Origin of the sequence: Kribbella caucasensis (assembly GCF_004361855.1) — a bacterium.
GTDB classification, from domain to species: Bacteria; Actinomycetota; Actinomycetes; order Propionibacteriales; family Kribbellaceae; genus Kribbella; species Kribbella caucasensis.
In genome coordinates this window covers 43,910-60,642 of the sequence record NZ_SNWQ01000013.1, presented here as the reverse complement: position 1 = coordinate 60,642, position 16,733 = coordinate 43,910, and the positions used below count along the sequence as shown (strand labels likewise).

The following is a 16,733-nucleotide window of genomic DNA, read 5'->3' as shown; positions in this document are numbered from 1 at the left end:
GTTAGAGGCAGCCCCGGTCCGGTGTAGCGTCTACACCGCCGATTCGATGCCAGCGGCCCCACCGGGGGCAAGGAGTGATCACGAAGTGCACGTCGTCATCATGGGCTGCGGACGCGTCGGGTCGACGCTGGCCAGGACGCTCGAGAAGCGCGGCCACACGGTCGCGATCATCGATCAGTCCGCTGATGCCTTCCGCCGGCTCAGCCCGAACTTCTCCGGCCGGACCATCAGCGGGATGGGGTTCGACCGGGAGATCCTGATCGAGGCCGGGATCGAGGAGGCCGAGGCGTTCGCGGCCGTCTCGAACGGGGACAACTCCAACATCCTGGCCGCCCGGGTGGCCCGGGAGACCTTCGGCGTCGAGAACGTCGTTGCCCGGATCTACGACCCCGGTCGCGCCGAGGTGTACCAGCGGCTCGGCATCCCCACCGTCGGCACGGTGCGCTGGACCGTCGACCAGATGATCCGCCGGCTGCTGCCGCACGGAGCGGAACCGGAGTGGCGCGACCCCTCCGGCACGGTCCGGCTGGCCGAGGTGCACGTGGACTCCGGCTGGGTCGGCCGGGCTGCCTTCGACATCGAGAAGGCCACCGGCGCCCGGGTCGCGTTCCTGACCCGGCTCGGCGAAGGGCTGCTGCCGAAGGCCGACACGGTCATCCAGGAGGGTGACCTGGTGCACGTGATCATGCTGGAACGCGACGCCGCGGCGATCGAGTCCCAGCTCGGCACCAAGCCTGAGGAGGAGTGATGCGAGTAGCCATCGCGGGTGCCGGAAACGTTGGGCGGTCGATCGCCGCCGAACTGCTGGAGAACGGCCACGAGGTCCTGCTGATCGACCGGGACCCGCGGGCGATCAAGGCCGAGACCGTACCCCGGGCCGAGTGGTTGCTCGCCGATGCCTGCGAGCTGTCGTCGCTGGAGGAGGCCGCACTGCAGCGGTGCCAGGTGGCGATCGCGAGCACCGGTGACGACAAGGTGAACCTGGTCGTGTCGCTGCTGGCGAAGACCGAGTTCGGCGTACCGCGGACCGTTGCCCGGGTCAACCATCCGCGAAACGAGTGGATGTTCAACGAGGCCTGGGGAGTCGACGTGTCCGTGTCGACGCCGCGGATCATGTCGGCGCTGGTCGAGGAGGCCGTCTCGGTCGGCGACCTGGTCCGGCTGTTCACCTTCCGCCAGGGCGACGCGAACCTGGTCGAGCTGACCCTGCCCGAGGACTCCCCGATGATCGGTAGCCGGGTCGGCGACATCGACTGGCCGACCGACACCGCCCTGGTCACCATCATCCGCGAGGGCCGCGTCCTCCGTCCCGACCCCGAAGGTACCCTCGAGCTCAACGACGAGCTCCTCTTCGTCGCCGCCGACGAAACCGAAGAGCAACTGGAAGACATGCTCTCCCCCCACCACCGCCGCGCCGAGGGCTGACGAGGCCGTTGCGTCCGAAGAACCGAGGGCTCTGACCCTCGATTCTTCGGACGTTACTTCTTGTTGCCGCGGAGGAGGTTGGTGACGTGGTCCCGGGCTTCGTCCCACTTGTCCGGCGGGAGGGACCCCCGCAGGACGGCGTACGCAAGCCAGAGCGCGAGTGCGTAGAGCGGGAGGCCCATGCCGACCTTCGCGATGCCTAGGGCGTTCAGGCTGCTGGTGAGATACAGCGGCACCTGGACGACCAGGCGGATGGCGAACAGGCCGACGAAGACCAGGGTGGCTCGGCTGAAGCCGCGGAGCATGGCCGGGTCCTTGCGCCACGCCGTACCGGTCTGGGTGATGAGACCGTAGAGCACACCGAACAGGGGCCAGCGGAAGAGAACCGTGAGCAGGTAGAGCGCGCCGTAGCCGAGGTTCATCAGCAGGCCCGGTAGGTACACGTCCTCGGCGCGGCCGCTGCGGTTGGCGACCCAGGCGGAGATGAGGACGCCGACGAAGCCGCCGAACACGTTGCGCATGGGCTGCTTGCGGATCAACCGGAGCAGGGCGACAGCCGCACCACAGGCGACGGCGACGATCAGCGCGAGCCTGAGGTCGTGGTCGGAGGCGCCATAGACGATCAGGAACGCGATCCACGGCAGACCGATGTCGAGCAGGGCACCCCAGCCGCCGAAGGCGTGGAAGAAGTCCTTGTCGGTGGTCTGCGGCTTGGCTTCGGTCTTGTCATCGGCCGGCGCCGAATCGGTCAGCTCGTGCTCGGCCGCATCCAGCTCGGGCCGCAGGATCTCGACGAGCTTCTCTTCCAGGTTTTCCTCGACCTGATGCCGACCGTCGAGCTGGTCCCCGCGGGATCCCGGCTCAGCCATGAGCTGCCGTCGGACGGAGCTCGTAGCGCGGGTTGAACATCACCCGATCACCGTCCACGACACCGATCCGCCCGGAGGCGATCAGCTCCGATCCCGGGTGGATCCCGGCGATCTTGCGCCGGCCCAGCCAGATCAGCTTCACCGCGCCGGTACCGTCGTACAGCTCGCCTTCCAGCGCCGGTACGCCGCCGCGCGGGCTGAACGTGATCGTCCGCAGGGTGCCGTACAGCGTGACGAGCTCCCGGTCCTTACAACCGGTGATCGACTTCGCACCACAGTCCTGGGCGAAGTCCTGCAACACCTCGGCGTCCTGCTGGTCGCGATCACCGGCCAGCCCACGGAACGCGCGGCGCAGTAGTCCCGCCCCTTTGTCGCTCCCCATACGCATCAGTCTAATCCGCTCGCTGACGTGTTCGGCCGGTATCCGGACATGGTTCTCAGGCCTCTTCCTCGGCGGCCGGCTGGGCTCCGGCAGGCAGCCGCAGCGCCAGCGACTCGCGCGGCGCCATCGGCTCCGAACCGCGGACGACGACCACGCTGCGCAGCGCCTCCTCCATCGGCGGCGCCGCGTCCGGTTCGACCGCGGCGCGGCCGAGCACGGTGGCCCGGAGCAGCCAGCGGGGTCCGTCGACGCCGATCACCCGGGAGGTCTGGCTGAAGATCTGGCCCTCGGGGTCCTGAACCGGGACGACCAGCACCAGCTCGGTACCGAACGGACCCTCGGACTCGGTCGCGGTGCCGCCCATCCGGGTCGCCTCGGCCGCGATCTCACGGCGCACCTCGGACCAGATCCCGCTCGTCCGAGGCGCCGCGAAGGCCCGCAGCTCCAGCGCGGAGTCCTCCAGCACCAGCAGGATCGCCTGGACGTCGCCGCTCTGCTCGTCGACCTGCAGCCGCAGCTCCATCCCGGGCAGCCCGGTGATCACCAGGGCGCCGAGGTCGATCCGGTCCTCGGCCTCGAGCGTGGCGGGGTCCACTTCGCTGACGTCGAACGGGCCCTCCGCGGTAGCGGCGCCACCCTCGTCGACGGCCTCATCCACGTCGGTCGAGACCGTGTCGTCGTTCTTGCCCTTGCGGCGGAAGATCACTGCTCTTGCCTACTTCCTGCATCGTCAGTCATATCGTGCGGCGGTGCGACCCCGCCGTAGTCTCGCTCATCCAGAAGTTCAACGGATGGAACCCGGTCAGCGTTTCACACCGGCAAAACCGCCGGTCGAACCGTGTCCGCCGTCGCCGCGCGCCGACCCGGGCAACGTGGTCACCTCGACGAACCGGGCCCTCTCGACCTGCTGGATCACCAGCTGCGCGATCCGGTCGCCGCGGTGCAGGGTCACCTCGGCCGCCGGGTCGAGGTTGACCAGGCACACCTTGATCTCGCCACGGTAGCCCGCGTCCACAGTGCCCGGTGCGTTCACGAGCGTCACGCCGTGCTTGGCCGCCAGCCCCGATCGCGGGTGCACGAACGCGGCGTACCCGTCCTGCAGGGCGATCGCGATACCGGTGCCGACCAGGGCCCGCTCCCCCGGCTTGAGGGTCACGTCGCTGGTCGTCACCAGATCCGCGCCGGCGTCCCCGGGATGCGCGTACGCCGGGACGGGAAGCTCCGGGTCGAGCCGCTGGATCAGTACCTCGGTCATGGGTTCACCTCGTAGTCGTGGACGTTCTCGGCCGTCATGTCGGTGCCGTGCTCGACGAAATGCTCCGGCGGGACTACAACGAACACAGCGCTCGCCCGCAACGCCACCCTGCCGCTCAACCGGCCGACCGCCTTCGCGTACATCCGTCGGCCGGCGAACCCGAGACAGCGCGCCTCCAGGGACAGGGTGGTCCCGACCGGCACGTGCCGGATGTAGTCCGTCTCCAGCCGGCCCGTCACCATCGGCTTCCGCAGCAACCAGGCCAGCCCACCGAGCGTCTCGTCCAGCGCCAATGCCAGTACGCCGCCGTGGGCGAGCCCCGGTGCGCCCTGATGGTCCCTGGTCACGGTGAACTCACCGGTGATGGTCACGTCGGGTCCGGCCGTCGACACCAGCCTCAGGCCGGTCGGGTGGGACGGACCGCAGGCAACACAGTTCTCGTAGTGCGACGGGAGCACCGTGCCGGGGGCCGGCGCGTCCGGATGGCGCACCGGCGGTTCCAGTTCGCGCTGCGGGGTCGCCGTCCGGCTTGGTGGCTCGATCACGAGAGGCGACCCTACCGACGCGCTCCGACCGGGCACGTGCCAGGCTGGTCATGTGTCGACCTACCACGAGCGACTGAGCGTGCCAGTGCGCTGGTGGTTCATCGCCGCGCTTGCCGTCTTCACCCTCTGGCTGATCACTGCAGTGCCCGCAGGCAACGTGACAGGGCTGATCGTCGCCGGCATCGCGGCCGTGCTGCTGACCGTCCTGTTCCTCCGGTACGGCGGTGCCGTGGTTGCTGTGGATGCCCAGCAGTTGCGCGCCGGTCGGGCCACGATCGACCGGGTGTACCTGGGCAAGGTCGAACCGCTGACCGGCGAGGCGGTCCGGCACGCCTTCGGTCGTGATTGCGACCCGGCCGCGTACCTCGTGCTGCGGAGCTACCTTCGCGGTGCGGTGCGGGTGGAGATCACGGACACCAACGACCCCGCGCCGTACTGGCTGATCGGAACGCGCGACCCGGAACGGCTGGCTGCGGCCCTGACCGAGAACAGCGTGGCAAGATCCTGAATAGCGGGGTACTTGCAGCGAGGAGGCAGTGGTGATCGGAGCCAAGATCGGCTGGAAGCTCGTGCTGGCCGTGTTCACGATGGTGGTCGGGCTGGTCGCCAACAAGGCGGTCACGACGGCGTGGAAGCTCGGGTCCGGCGGTGCGCCGCCGAAGGGGAACCAGGCCGGTTACGTCGAGGTGGTCAGCTGGGCCGTCGCGAGTGGCGCCGCCGCCGCGGCCGCCAAGCGGTTCGCCGAGCAGCGGGCGGCGCAGTACTGGCTGAAGTCGACCGGGACGCCGCCGCCCGGCTACGAGCAGGACGAGGCCGACAAGAGCGTCGTCAAGGCCTGAGAGACGACAAAAGGGACCGTCCCCTCGCGGTGAGGAGACGGTCCCGAGCGGTACGACTCAGCCGAGCAGGGCGCGAGTGCTGTCGTCAGGCAGCGCAGTCGCGGCAGATCAGCTGGCCGTTCTTGGTGTTCGCGAGCTGGCTGCGGTGGTGAACCAGGAAGCAGCTCGAACAGGTGAACTCGTCGGCCTGGCGCGGGAGCACCCGCACCGCCAGCTCTTCGTGGCTCAGGTCGGCGCCGGGCAGCTCGAAGCTCTCGGCGGCCTCGGCCTCATCCTCGTCGACCTTGCCGGAGTTCTTGTCGTGACGGCGAGTCTTCAGTTCCTCGATCGACTCCTCGCTGGAGTCCTCGTCCGTCTTGCGCGGGGCGTCGTAATCAGTCGCCATGGTGTTCCCTGCCCTCTTCGTACCCGTGGTGTTGCCTTGCTGAGCCCATGAACGGGTAGAGCGGCCGAGAAATTCCCCGTCCTGCGAAACCCTTGACAGCGAGGCTGGGATTGGTCTCAATACCGCTCCCGAGGCCGAGATTGTGCCTCATGAACCCGCCTTCGCGCGCGTCGGGGTCCACCTAATGACCCGCGTGTCGCGGAATCTGTCAGGACCGAACAGTGACTTGCTCATTAGTGCGCGGGAATGCGCACTAATGAGCAATTTTAGGATCTGAGTGGATCCGTCGCGGCGAGCACGTCGTGCAGGGCGCCGAACACCCCCGGAGTGGCGGCGATCGACATCTCGGGCGACACCGGGGCGCCGTTCAGCCCGCCGACGGTCGCACCCGCCTCGGCCGCGATCAGGGCGCCGGCGCCGTAGTCCCACGGGTTCAGCCCGCGCTCGTAGACCGCGTCGAGCCGGCCGCAGCCGACGTAGCAGAGGTCGATCGCGCCGACGCCGATCCGCCGGATGTCGCGGACCCGGGTGATCAACTGCTGGACGACTTCGGCCTGCACCTGCCGACGGGTCGCGTCGTACCCGAAGCCGGTGCCGACCAGGGCCTTGCCGAGATCGGTGCAGCCGGAGACCTGGATCGGCCTGCCGTCCAGGAACGCGCCGCCACCCAGGGTCGCGGTGAAGACCTCACCCTTCGGCGCGTCGACGACCACACCGGCGACCGTCCGCCCGTCGTCCTCGACTGCGATCGACACGGCGTACGTCGGGATGTCGTAGAGGTAGTTCACCGTGCCGTCGATCGGGTCGACCACCCAGCGGACCCCGCTGGAGCCGTTGACGTCGTGGCCTTCCTCGCCTTGGAACGAGTCGTCCGGCCGAGCTTGGAGGATCCGGGCCCGGATCAGCTCCTCGGACTCCCGGTCGACCGCGGTGACGATGTCGGTCGCGGTGCTCTTGGTGTCGGCCACTGTGATCGTGCCGCGGCGGCGCTCGACGATCAGCTGGGCCGCCTCGGTGGCCACCTCGACGGCCAGCTTGAGCAGGTCCTGCGGGTTCTCGGAGCTCATACGGATTCCTTCGGTGCCGGCGCGGCTTCGGGGGCTGTTGGAATGGCGGCCGCCGCGGTGGGGCGGCGGAGGGCGGGGCAGCAGTCGTGGCGGCAGTCGTCCCAGGCGGGGCCGAGCTTGCCGACGCAGGGGCGATCCGGTTGCTCGCCGCGCTCGGCGGCGGCCCGCTCCACCACCAGGTCGCGCAGCATCGTGACGAACCGCGGATCGGTCCCCGGCGTCGCCGCCCGGGCCATCGGCAGACCGAGCTTGCCGGCGGTCTCGGCCGCCTCGGTGTCGAGGTCGTAGATGACCTCCATGTGGTCGCTGACGAACCCGATCGGTACGACGGCGACCCCGGGGACCCCGGCCTCGGACAGTTCCTCGAGGTGGTCGTTGACGTCCGGCTCCAGCCACGGGACGTGCGGCGGCCCGGACCGGGAGCAGTAGACCAGATCCGTCCGCCGGGTGACCCCGGTCCGGCGCTCGAGCTCGGCGGTGATCTCGGCCGCCACGTCCACGTGCCAGTCGACGTACCCGTTGCCGTCGGGACCGCTGCTGGCGTTCATCGCGGTCGGGATCGAGTGCGTCACGTAGGTGATCGCGGATCCCTCGGGCAGCCGACTCAACGCTTCAGCCGTCGACTCGACGAACGACCCGACGAAGCCGGGGTGGTTCGCGTAGTGCCGCAACTTGTCGAACACCGGCACGTTCTCGATCGCGGCGACCGCGTCCTCGAGGTTCTCCCGGTACTGCCGGCACCCGGAGTACGACGGGTACGCGCTGGTCACGATCACCACCGCCCGCCGTACGCCGTCCTCGGTCATCTCCCGCACGGTGTCGGTCAGGAACGGCGCCCAGTTGCGGTTGCCCCAGTAGATCGGCAACTCCAGGCCGATCTCGGCGAACGACTCCGTCAGGGCCGCGAGCAACGCGCGATTCTGGTCGTTGATCGGGCTGCGGCCGCCGAACTTGTAGTAGTGCTCGCCGACCTCCTTCAGCCGTTCGTCCGGGATGCCGCGGCCGCGGGTCACGTTCTGCAGGAAGGGCAGCACGTCCTCGGGTTTCTCCGGGCCTCCGAAGGACAGCAGCAGCACGGCGTCGTAGGGAGTCGGATCGGGCGACACAGCGTGGGGCATGTACTGATGTTCTCAGGCCGGGCAGATACGGTGTGCACGGTCCCCCATGCTGAAGCCCTACGTCCGACTCATGCGCCGCCCCGGTGCTGCCGCGTTCTGCGCCGCCGGGATCCTCGGGCGTATGCCGATCTCGATGACCGGTCTGGGCATCGTCATCCTGATCGCCCAGGAGAGCGGCTCGTACGGCCTGGCCGGCGCGGTCTCCGGGGTCGGCGTGATCGCCGGTGCGCTCACGGGTCCGATCCAGGGCCGGCTGGTCGACCGCTTCGGTCAGCGCATGCTGATCCTCATCGGCAGCGTGGTCTGCACCATCGCCCTCGGTGGCCTGCTGGTCGCCGTCCGCGCCGACGCTCCGAACTGGGCGCTGTACGCGATCTCGTTCGTTGCCGGCGGCACCCGTCCGCAGGTGGGATCGTTCGTCCGCGCCCGCTGGACGCATCTGCTCGGTCGCGGCCGGGCCCTGCAGACCGCGTTCGCGCTGGAGGCGGTCGGCGACGAGGTCGTCTTCATCGTCGGTCCCGTCCTGGTCACACTCCTCGCCACCCAGGTCAGCCCGTACGCCGCTCTGGCCGCGGCTGGGGCTCTCGGAGTCGCAGGCGGAATCTGGTTGGCCCTGTTGCGAGCCTCCGATCCGCCGGGCCGTGGTCACGCCGACGGTGTCGGACGGGCCCCACTCCCCTGGCTCTCGCTCATGCTGCTCAGCCTGATCGGTCTTGGTCTGGGCGCGGCTCTCGGGAGTGCGGAGGTCGTCACGGTCGCGTTTACCGCCGCCGAGGGACAGCCCGGCATGTCGGGCGTCGTACTGGCCGTGTGGGCATTTGGGTCACTGTTGGCCGGGCTCTGGTACGGCTCGATCCACTGGCGCGCGCCAGTGGAGCGCCGACTGCTGATCGGGTGCGTGCTGCTCGCGATCTCGCTGGCTCCGCTGCCGTGGGTGGGCAGCGTCCTCGTCCTCGCCATCGTGCTCTTCTGCGCCGGTCTGACGATCGCCCCGACGATGGTCGCCGTCACCGCGTGCGTCGAGGAGTGGGTCCCGCCGCAGCGCCTGACCGAGGCGATCACCTGGACCGTCACCGGCATCCTCCTCGGCGTCGCCCCCGGCAACGCCGCCGCGGGCCGCGCGGTCGACGACTGGGGCGCGTCGTCCGCCTACTGGGTGCCCGTGGTGATCGGAATCGTCTGCGCCGTGGTCGCCAGCATCGCCGTAACCTTCGCCCGCCCCAAAACTCGCTTCGCCCACAACTGACCGTCGGCTCAGGGGTGGCGGGGTAGTGGAGCGTTCCAGCCTCGGCGGATGGCTAGGAGGCGGATGACGAAGCGGACGATTGCGGCGGCTATCGGGACCCAGAGGGCGTGGTACTCGAGGGCGGCCGCGAGGACGACGATGCCGGCGCCGAGGAACGCGGGGGTGGCGTAGATCTCGGACCGGAGGACGACGGGGACCCGGCCGGAGAGGATGTCGCGGATGACGCCGCCGCCGATGCCGGAGATGGTGCCGAGCAGGGCGGCCGACAGTGGTGAGAGGCCGTAATCGAGGGCCTTGCGCGCGCCGATGACGCAGAACAGGGCGAGGCCGGCGGCGTCGAAGATGTTCACCAGTCGTTCGACCCGGCCGATCTTCGGGTGCAGGAAGAAGGTGATCAGCCCGGCCGCGACCGGTACGGCGAGATACCACCAGTCCTGCAGCGCCGCCAGCGGAGTCGCCCCGATCAGTACGTCGCGGAGGAAGCCGCCACCCAGACCGGTGACGAGCGCGAGCACCTGGATCCCGAACACGTCCAACTGCTTCCGCACCCCGACCAGCGCCCCGGTGATCCCGAACACGAAGATCCCGACCAGATCCAGCACAGTGAGAACCACCGATCCATCCACCCCCGCACGTTAACCGCCACTCCCGCCCCACCTATCGAGACTCACCAGCAACCCCCACCCGAACCACGGCGCCAACCGAACCACGGTGCCAACCGCTTGCCAGCGACCGCCGAAATCTCAGAGGCTGACCTTCCAGCTGCATGGTTGCCCCCTCGGAATCTGACCGGGCAACCATGCAGCTCAGAGGTCAACCCCTGAAATGCGGACAGGCGCGAGCCGCGGGCCGGCGGACGCAAGGTGCGCACGGACGTGGGATGCGCACGGTTCGGAAAATGCGGGCGGGCGAGTGCCGCACGGAAGTAGGGTGCCGGGATGGGTGGACCTCCTCTTGTCGATTACGGTGCGACCTCGGCGCGGCCGGGGTGGGATTCGCTGCCAGGATCGCTCCAGCACGCGCTGGCCGTTGCCCTTGGCACCGAGATCGCCGAGGCGGGGCCGTCGGTCGGGTCGGGGTTCACCGGCGGGTTCGCGGCGCCGCTCAAGCTGGCCGACGGGCGTGAGGTCTTCGTGAAGGCGGCAGACGACTCGATGCACCCGTACCGCGCGTACCAGCGGGAAGCCGAGATCGTGCCGCAGCTACCGCCCGCAGTACGAGTCCCGGAGATCATCACGACGGCGCATGCGACGGACAAGGATGCCAAGTGGTTCGCGATCGCCTCGGCGAAGATCGACGCTCGGATGCGGGGACGCCCTGGACGGCCGACGACTTCGCGCTGGTCACGGCGAACTGCGAAACGATGGCCGCCGCCCTCACCCCGAGCCCGTTGAGCGGTCTGGGCAGCTTCGCGGAAGACGTCCAGACCGGTGACTTCCCGATGCTGCAGCCTGACCAGATCATGTCCGGCGAGCGACCGATGCCGAGCGGATTCCAGCCCTGGTTCGAGGCCGCGCTCCCCGAGCTCGCCGAGGTCATGAGCTGGTACCCCGAAGCGCTGCGAGGCGACTCCGCCGCACACAACGATCTACGGCCCGACAACCTGCTGATCGACACCGCGAGCCAGTGCTGGACAGTCGACTGGAACTGGTTGTCGCTCGCTCCGCCCTGGTTCGACTGGGTCGGCCTCCTCCCCATCGCGCAGTACCAGGGCATCGACACGGCCGCCGCGATCCAACGGAGCCCACTGACCGCCGACGTACCAGCTGATCACCTCGACTGCTTCGCCGCCGTGGTCGCGGCGTACATGCTCACCAACCTCGACGCGCCTCCCCCGCCCGGGTGTACTCCGGAGATCCGCCGGCACCAGCGGCTCTTCGCGTGGACCTTCCTCGACTGGCTCGCGATCCGGCGCGGCTGGTACGACCGCTACTGATCCGCGCCGGTTGGCATAACTTGGAGGTATGAGCAAAGGCCCGGTCACCAGGTTCAAGGTCGAAGTGCTCGACGGCGACAGGACGTCCCGGCGCGAGGACGTGGTCGTCACCGAAGAGCCCCTCGAACTCCGCCTCGAATGGCCCGGCCGGCCACCCGAGCCCCTGGTCGTGACGATGCGCACGCCCGGATCGGACTTCGAGCTGGCCGCCGGGTTCTGCCTCGGCGAGGGGTTCGCGGTCCGGCCCGACGCGATCCAGACCGTTGCCTACTGCACCGACGTCAAGCTGACCCGGGAACAGCAGTTCAACACCGTCACCGTCACCTTCGACGGCCAGCCCGATCGCGAACCCCCGCAGCGGTACGGCGTGACGTCGGCCGCCTGTGGAGTCTGCGGCCAGCAGAGCCTCGACGAACTCGCCGACCGCGACTACGCCCCAGTGGATCCCGTGGAGGTCCCGCTGGACGTAGTACTGCGCCTGCCGGACCTCCTCCGGGACGCCCAGCCCACCTTCGGACGAACGGGCGGACTGCACGCGGCCGGCCTGTTCACGGCCACGGGCGACAAGGTGATCGTGAAGGAGGACGTCGGCCGCCACAACGCCGTCGACAAGGTGGTCGGCTGGACCGTCCTCAACCACCACAGCCGCAAGGGCCTGGTCCTGGTTGTCAGCGGCCGAGCCGGTTACGAAATCATCCAGAAGGCGGCCGCAGCCGGCCTCGGCATGGTCGTCGCCGTCGGCGCCCCCTCCAGCCTGGCGGTCGACCTGGCCCGCCAGTTCGGCATCACCCTCGCCGGCTTCACCCGAGGCAACCGCTGCGTCCTCTACAGCACCCCCACCCGCATCCTCCGCTGACCCCACCAGCCAACCTCTGAAGCACCTACTGCAGCTTGATGAAGTTGGCGCGGGGAACGTATTCGTAGCGCTCCGGCATGCAGGTCAGGATGATGATCTGACCGTGATCGCCGGCCCGGCCGAGTAGTGCTCCCATATCCCGGAGGCGGGCCTTGTCGGACCAGCCGAGGGCGTCGTCGAAGATCACCGGGACGCTGCCTTCGCCGGTACTGACCAGGTGACTGATCGCCAGCCGGGTGATGATCGCGAGCTGTTCCTGGGCGCCGGTGGACAGCGACTCGACGCGGAGCCGCGAACCGTCGAGTTCGCGCTCGGCCACGGCCAGGTCGTCGTCCAGCCAGACGCGGAAGCTCGGGCCGTATACGCTGCGGCCAAGGGCCTCGATCCTTGTTTGCAACGGTTCTGAGTACTTCGTCTGGGCTTCCGCGCGATGCCGGCCGAGGGTCTCGTAGACCCGGCGCGCGGCGTCGGCGCGACGTTTGAGGTTGTCATGCTCGGCCCGTACCGCGGCCAGCTCCAACTCGGCCGCGTCCTGCCGGGTGGCCAGACCGTCGCGGCCGGACTGCTCCAACCGTCCCTCGGTCGTCCGCAACGAATCCCGCAGAGTGTCGCGCTCCCCCTGCAACCGCTGAGCGACCGCCAGAGAATCGGCCAACTCCCCCGCGACCTCATCGGCCCCAGCCGCGTCGGCCTGCTCCTGGACCGCTGTCAGCTCCTCGAGCACGGCCTCGACCTCCGCGGTCGCAGTCGACTCCTCGGCCTCGACGCCCTCGTCTGCCAGGACCGCACGAGCAGCCTCCAACTCGGCAACCGCCGCCGCGAGCCGCTCGGTAGCCAACTCGGCCCGCGCCCGCGCGTTCTGCGCCTCCGACCGATCCTCGTCTGCCGCCTTCCGCGCCTGCGCCGCCGCGAACTCCGCGTCGGTCAGCAACCGCTCGGCCGCGGCCAACTCTGCCCGGGCGTTCTCCAACGCCCGCTGCGCCCCGGCCAGATCCCCCGGCACGGCCGGCTCGGGCAACACGAGTTCGAAGTCGAAGGTGTCCTCCTCGAACTCCTCGAACAACGACATCTGGCCCGGTACGTCTTCGATGATCGGCTGCTTGTTCTTCGCCGTCGGCACGTCCTCTTCCGCGGCTGCTTCGTCCGACGACGTGATCCCCAAACGCGCGCACAACAAGGCGATCCGCTCCCCCGGATCACCCCCGGCCGTCAACGACCGCTCGGTTCGCCGCGCCTCCTGCAACTCCGCCGATGCCGTGTCCCGCTTGCGCAACAACTCGCGCGCGGCCGCCAGATTCCGTACTCCGGCCCGCTTCAGCAGATCCTTCTCCCGCCGGACCGACTCATCGACCCGAGCCCGCAACGTGGCCGCCTCACCACCCGCGCGAACCGTGACTTCGACCTGCCCCGGTACGCCGACCACGAGTTCGCCCGAGACCAGGACCGACACCTCGGCGTCCTCGGCCAACTCCGCCGGCACCGGTGATCCCCCGGCATCCAGACCAGTCCCGGACAACGACACCACGTCCGCACCGACCCGTCGTACCAGCACCTCCGGTACGCCGGCCGCGAGCGCGGCACGTGCCTCGACGACATGGGCCCGCGCATCCTCAAGCGAGGCGGCCAACTCGTCCGTGACCTTGATCCCGTCGAGTACGGCGGACGCGGCGGCGATGCGAGCCCGTACGTCGGCCAGCTCGGCCTGCTGACCCGTCAACCGGTCGAGCTCGGCGCGATCCATCAACTCGGAGACCCACTGCTCCGCCCGCTGGACATCCGTACGCCGATCGTCCTTCAGCTCAACGACTTCGGCCAACGCAGCCTCGGCCGCGTGGACGGTCTCGGCCGCCTTCTTCGCGACGGTGTCGGCCTCGGTCCGGAGCTCGGCCAGCTCGGTGGCGGTCTGGCTGAACCGCTCGACATCGGCGAGCAGGCGTTCCCGGTCGAGTCTCGTGCGGGTGTGGTTCTCCAACCTGGCCCGCGCGGTCTCGGCCCGGGCGCGGACGGAATCCCGGCGGAGCAGGATCTCGTCGGTCGCCTGCTTGCGTTCGCGGAGCTCCTCGACCGAGACGAGGTGATCCTTCAGCCGCGCACTCAGATCGTCGAGGTCCAGCGCGAGTCGCTCGGCCCGGCGGATGTCTGCGACGACCTCCTCCATCGCCTTCGACGCCTGCGCGGATCGCAGTTCGGCCGACGCCACGGCCTGAGCGGATTTGGCGAACTCCCCGGTCGACCGGCCCCGCGGCGTCCAGTAGCGGAGGTACTCGTGCTCCACCGCGCTCACCAACGGCATGGACGCCCCGTCGACCGGCGTACCGGACTCGGCTGTGACCGCGCTGATCAGCGGCTCCGCGTCCGCGGGGGTCGGCAAGATGAGCGACTGGCCCTGGCTGACCATCAACGTCTGCCAGAGCACGGGATCGACGTTCTCGTTGAAGAGCCGCTCGGCCTCGTTGTGCGCTTCGCGACCGGTCCAGGTCTGGCGGCGGCCGTCGGGTTCGATCACGGACAGCTCGGTGGAACGGTTCTTCAGCCAGCGCTTGGTATAGGTGAGCTCGCGACCGCCGAGGGTCAGCTCGACCGTCACCTCGGGGCCGACGTCGTGGCCGACCGGCTGGATGTCGGCGATCCGTTTGGACTTCGAGTCGTCGGGCAGCTCGAAGACCAGCGCGAACGCCTCGACCAGGCTGGACTTGCCGACCTCGTTGTCGCCGACCACCACAGTGGTCCCCATCGCGGGCAGCTGAACGGTACGGTCCTTGACGCCGCGGAAGTCCCGCAGCGTCAGACTGTGCAGCCTCATCCCGCGTCCCGCGCCAGTCTGTGCATCAAGGTCAGCGCCGCACCGGCCTCCTCGTCACCGGCCGCCAGCGCCTGCCGCAACTCCTCCATCGCCGCCCGCGCCGGACCGCTCAACTGCAGCGAATCCAGGTCGGCCGCGTCCGGAGCCGGGCGGACCGTCCAGAACTTCGCCCAACGCTCGACACTCGCGAACACCTCGCCTTGCGCGTCCACCATCGCGTCCAGCCGGCTCAACAACGGCAACGGCAACGACCCGTCGGCGGCGAGCCGGACGTACGTCCGCTCCTTGTCCGGCAACTCGGCGAACCAATCCTCCAACGCGATCAGCGAGCCCTCGTCGTACAGCTCGACGTGGTGCTCGACCATGTGCCAGGCGCCGACCTGCACCGGCTCCACCGCGATGTCGTCAGCCGTGAACGTCACCGCCAGGACGTTGCCCGGATGCGTCTCCTCGGGAGCGGTGACCTCCTGCGTCCCGGAGAACCAGATCCGCTCGGTCACCTCGGTCGTCGAGTGCCGGTCACCCAGCCCGACGTAATGCAGCCTCTGGTCCGCGACGGCGGCCTCGAGGGCGGCCTGATCGATCGTCGGTACCTCGGACATGCCGCCGCTCAGGCTGGTCAGCTGCCCGTGAGCCAGCAGGATCCGGCGCGTGCCCGCCGGCGCCGGCCCGAGCTCGGCGTACCCAGGAGCAGCCGGATCCGACACCGGCCGCCGCGAACGCCACGGCGCCCCGACGATCTCCACGCCGGGCACGATCTCCAGGGGTTCCGTGCCGGTCAGCACAGTCACGTGCTCGGGTTTGTGCGCGGTCCACTGCGCCGACGTCCACAACGAACCCGGCTCGAGCGCGTCGTGGTTGCCCGGCAGGAGGACCACCGGCACCTCGATCCGCTTCAACGCTTCACAAGCGCGCAGAATCGTCTGCCGCTCGACCTGGTTGTGCTCGAACACATCTCCGGCGACCACCACGAACCGCGCCCCGGTCCGCCGGGCGACCTCACCGATCCGCACGACGGCATCCAGCCGCGCCTGACCCCACCGGGCCTGACCGTCCGGCCCAAGGAACCGGCGCATCATCCCCAGCTGCCAGTCCGAACTGTGCAGAAAAGTGATCGACTCATCCATCGCCCGAGAACGCTAACCCGCCCCACCGACAACCACCCAACCAACACACCCACAACCCCCACCTTGCCCGCCATCCGAACAGGTCAACGCCCACCGCAGACCAGGCCGCGACCGCCGGGGGCAGGTGGGTACGGCAGAACGGGGTCGGGGCCGTCGCTGGGGACCTCGGTCAGGAAGTGGGGGGCTTGAACATGAAAATGGCCTGTTCACGGTCCCGGGTTGTTGTTCAAGGTCGCGGGTTTCTCGCGTGCGGGCGGACGGAATCCGGGTGCCGTGGGCGGTGACCGGGGCCGGTGCCGGGGCCGGAGCGGTGACCGGGGCGGTTCGTGGGGTGGTTGGTCGAGTACGCGATCGACCGCGACGCCTGGTTAGCTGGACACCGTGTCTGAAGAGAATCGGCCGTACGCCGTGCTGGATGTTGACGCGACCTTGTCCGATACGAGCAAGCGGATCCACTTCATCGAGCGGAAGCCGAAGGACTGGGACTCGTTCTTCGCCCATGCGAAGGAGGACGCGGTGCTCGACGAAGGCCTGGCGGTCGCGACCACGCTGGCCGCGGATCACGAGATCGTCTATCTGACCGGGCGGCCCGAGCGGCTCCGGCGGGACACGGTGAAGTGGTTGAAGGACAACGGGTTTCCCGAGGGCCGGATGTACATGCGGAGCAACACCGACCGGCGTCCGTCCGTGGCGGTGAAGTTGTACCGGTTGAAGGAGCTCAGTCGGGAGCGGCCGGTCGCCGTACTGGTTGACGACGACGTCAAGGTGTGCGACGCCGCTGAGAAGGCCGGGTACACCGTGATGAGGGCTGACTGGGGACTCGATGCGGAGACCCAGCCGACCTTGTTCGAAGCGCAGGAGAAAGAAGGCAGGACCTGAG

20 protein-coding genes are annotated in these 16,733 nt (G+C 69.2%); 9 read left to right on the top strand and 11 right to left on the bottom strand.

All coding sequences use genetic code 11. The features are described 5' to 3' along the window. Positions 1 to 85 precede the first annotated feature (85 nt). Both EV643_RS25340 and EV643_RS25335 read left to right on the top strand, forming a co-directional pair. Positions 86 to 748, top strand: a complete 663-nt coding sequence (locus EV643_RS25340) for a potassium channel family protein (protein WP_133802640.1) — start codon at positions 86 to 88, stop codon at positions 746 to 748. Next, positions 748 to 1,425: a potassium channel family protein gene (locus EV643_RS25335; protein ID WP_133802639.1), complete on the top strand. Its 678-nt coding sequence runs from the start codon at positions 748 to 750 to the stop codon at positions 1,423 to 1,425. Before EV643_RS25340 ends, EV643_RS25335 begins: the two co-directional genes overlap by 1 nt. Before the next feature lie 53 nt (positions 1,426 to 1,478). Here EV643_RS25335 and EV643_RS25330 read toward each other — a convergent pair whose 3' ends face one another. The 5 genes from EV643_RS25330 to EV643_RS25310 all read right to left on the bottom strand — a co-directional run bounded on the left by EV643_RS25330 (position 1,479) and on the right by EV643_RS25310 (position 4,476). Then, the gene (locus tag EV643_RS25330; protein ID WP_133802638.1) at positions 1,479 to 2,294 is read right to left on the bottom strand and encodes a DUF3159 domain-containing protein; all 816 of its coding nucleotides are present in this window, start codon (positions 2,292 to 2,294) and stop codon (positions 1,479 to 1,481) included. Continuing rightward, on the bottom strand, positions 2,287 to 2,676 hold the full coding sequence (locus EV643_RS25325) for an OB-fold nucleic acid binding domain-containing protein (protein WP_133802637.1): 390 nt from the start codon (positions 2,674 to 2,676) through the stop codon (positions 2,287 to 2,289). The genes EV643_RS25330 and EV643_RS25325 overlap by 8 nt, the downstream gene beginning before the upstream one ends. Before the next feature lie 55 nt (positions 2,677 to 2,731). After that, positions 2,732 to 3,382, bottom strand: a complete 651-nt coding sequence (locus EV643_RS25320) for a DUF3710 domain-containing protein (RefSeq protein ID WP_133802636.1) — start codon at positions 3,380 to 3,382, stop codon at positions 2,732 to 2,734. Between the two features lie 96 nt (positions 3,383 to 3,478). Then, positions 3,479 to 3,931, bottom strand: coding sequence for a dUTP diphosphatase (gene dut, locus EV643_RS25315; protein WP_133802635.1), 453 nt, complete (start codon positions 3,929 to 3,931; stop codon positions 3,479 to 3,481). Next, positions 3,928 to 4,476 (bottom strand): PaaI family thioesterase, encoded by a 549-nt coding sequence (locus EV643_RS25310; RefSeq protein ID WP_202869749.1) that lies wholly within the window; start codon positions 4,474 to 4,476, stop codon positions 3,928 to 3,930. Before EV643_RS25310 ends, dut begins: the two co-directional genes overlap by 4 nt. A gap of 52 nt (positions 4,477 to 4,528) precedes the next feature. On the opposite strand from EV643_RS25310, the gene EV643_RS25305 reads away from it, so the two are divergent. Both EV643_RS25305 and EV643_RS25300 read left to right on the top strand, forming a co-directional pair. Continuing rightward, positions 4,529 to 4,984 (top strand): DUF3093 domain-containing protein, encoded by a 456-nt coding sequence (locus tag EV643_RS25305; RefSeq protein ID WP_133802634.1) that lies wholly within the window; start codon positions 4,529 to 4,531, stop codon positions 4,982 to 4,984. A 31-nt stretch (positions 4,985 to 5,015) separates the two neighbouring features. Then, positions 5,016 to 5,315: a DUF4235 domain-containing protein gene (locus EV643_RS25300; RefSeq protein ID WP_133802633.1), complete on the top strand. Its 300-nt coding sequence runs from the start codon at positions 5,016 to 5,018 to the stop codon at positions 5,313 to 5,315. 85 nt (positions 5,316 to 5,400) lie between these two features. On the opposite strand, the gene EV643_RS25295 is transcribed toward EV643_RS25300, so the two are convergent. The 3 genes from EV643_RS25295 to EV643_RS25285 all read right to left on the bottom strand — a co-directional run bounded on the left by EV643_RS25295 (position 5,401) and on the right by EV643_RS25285 (position 7,885). Further along, a complete protein-coding gene (locus EV643_RS25295; RefSeq protein ID WP_132196133.1) occupies positions 5,401 to 5,700 on the bottom strand; it encodes a DUF4193 domain-containing protein in 300 nt (99 codons plus the stop codon). 266 nt (positions 5,701 to 5,966) lie between these two features. Then, entirely contained in the window at positions 5,967 to 6,767 is an 801-nt protein-coding gene (locus EV643_RS25290) for an inositol monophosphatase family protein (RefSeq protein ID WP_133802632.1), read from the bottom strand. Beyond that, positions 6,764 to 7,885 carry a ferrochelatase gene (locus EV643_RS25285; protein WP_133802631.1) on the bottom strand — a complete coding sequence of 374 codons (1,122 nt, stop codon included), beginning with the start codon at positions 7,883 to 7,885 and terminating at the stop codon, positions 6,764 to 6,766. The genes EV643_RS25290 and EV643_RS25285 overlap by 4 nt, the downstream gene beginning before the upstream one ends. Before the next feature lie 46 nt (positions 7,886 to 7,931). Between EV643_RS25285 and EV643_RS25280 the strand changes: the two genes are divergently transcribed. Further along, entirely contained in the window at positions 7,932 to 9,131 is a 1,200-nt protein-coding gene (locus EV643_RS25280) for an MFS transporter (protein ID WP_133802630.1), read from the top strand. Positions 9,132 to 9,139: 8 nt separating this feature from the next. Here EV643_RS25280 and EV643_RS25275 read toward each other — a convergent pair whose 3' ends face one another. Continuing rightward, positions 9,140 to 9,757 (bottom strand): trimeric intracellular cation channel family protein, encoded by a 618-nt coding sequence (locus EV643_RS25275; RefSeq protein WP_238165789.1) that lies wholly within the window; start codon positions 9,755 to 9,757, stop codon positions 9,140 to 9,142. A gap of 312 nt (positions 9,758 to 10,069) precedes the next feature. Between EV643_RS25275 and EV643_RS46990 the strand changes: the two genes are divergently transcribed. Genes EV643_RS46990 through fdhD form a run of 3 tightly spaced genes read left to right on the top strand, consistent with a single transcriptional unit; the run spans position 10,070 to position 11,923 of the window. Next, positions 10,070 to 10,525, top strand: coding sequence for a hypothetical protein (locus EV643_RS46990; protein ID WP_370452357.1), 456 nt, complete (start codon positions 10,070 to 10,072; stop codon positions 10,523 to 10,525). After that, positions 10,495 to 11,067: a phosphotransferase gene (locus EV643_RS25270; RefSeq protein ID WP_370452365.1), complete on the top strand. Its 573-nt coding sequence runs from the start codon at positions 10,495 to 10,497 to the stop codon at positions 11,065 to 11,067. The genes EV643_RS46990 and EV643_RS25270 overlap by 31 nt, the downstream gene beginning before the upstream one ends. Positions 11,068 to 11,095: 28 nt before the next feature. Further along, positions 11,096 to 11,923 carry a formate dehydrogenase accessory sulfurtransferase FdhD gene (gene fdhD / locus EV643_RS25265; RefSeq protein WP_133802629.1) on the top strand — a complete coding sequence of 276 codons (828 nt, stop codon included), beginning with the start codon at positions 11,096 to 11,098 and terminating at the stop codon, positions 11,921 to 11,923. A gap of 25 nt (positions 11,924 to 11,948) precedes the next feature. Here fdhD and EV643_RS25260 read toward each other — a convergent pair whose 3' ends face one another. Both EV643_RS25260 and EV643_RS25255 read right to left on the bottom strand, forming a co-directional pair. Next, positions 11,949 to 14,726 carry an AAA family ATPase gene (locus EV643_RS25260; RefSeq protein WP_133802628.1) on the bottom strand — a complete coding sequence of 926 codons (2,778 nt, stop codon included), beginning with the start codon at positions 14,724 to 14,726 and terminating at the stop codon, positions 11,949 to 11,951. Continuing rightward, the gene (locus tag EV643_RS25255; protein ID WP_133802627.1) at positions 14,723 to 15,853 is read right to left on the bottom strand and encodes a metallophosphoesterase family protein; all 1,131 of its coding nucleotides are present in this window, start codon (positions 15,851 to 15,853) and stop codon (positions 14,723 to 14,725) included. The genes EV643_RS25260 and EV643_RS25255 overlap by 4 nt, the downstream gene beginning before the upstream one ends. Before the next feature lie 381 nt (positions 15,854 to 16,234). Here EV643_RS25255 and EV643_RS25250 point away from each other — a divergent pair, with 381 nt between their 5' ends. Continuing rightward, the gene (locus EV643_RS25250; protein WP_133802626.1) at positions 16,235 to 16,732 is read left to right on the top strand and encodes a phosphatase domain-containing protein; all 498 of its coding nucleotides are present in this window, start codon (positions 16,235 to 16,237) and stop codon (positions 16,730 to 16,732) included. Position 16,733 lies beyond the last annotated feature (1 nt).